At 46.8% G+C, this 265-nt stretch carries 1 protein-coding gene; it reads right to left on the bottom strand.

Translation table 11 applies throughout. The features are described from left to right. On the bottom strand, positions 1 to 265 hold a 265-nt coding region (locus AAEY75_RS15560; protein WP_352260097.1), incomplete at both ends, for a hypothetical protein.

Here is a 265-nt window from a genome sequence, read left to right as displayed (position 1 = left end):
ACCTGGAATACTTCCAGGACCATGTCCATTATTAGTGCCTGAATGAAAGTGAAGACCAAGCCCTCCATGCTCATGACTATAGTCACCGTCTGTATGATTTCCAAGTCCTTGATTAGCACTCGCTTGTATACAAAAACCAGCTGCCATTAGACCCAGCCCGATAGCCGTGAGTTTGAAAGCACTGGTAGATGAAAGAGTGTCTGTCGTGTTGATGGTAGCGTTTGCACTCACGCTAGATTTGGAAGATTTGCCACGTGCCTTTGCG

The organism is Psychrobacter sp. TB55-MNA-CIBAN-0194 (assembly GCF_040309505.1).
Taxonomy (GTDB): Bacteria; Pseudomonadota; Gammaproteobacteria; order Pseudomonadales; family Moraxellaceae; genus Psychrobacter; species Psychrobacter fozii.
The sequence above is the reverse complement of the archived record's forward strand: the minus strand, read 5'-3'. Positions and strand labels throughout refer to the sequence as shown.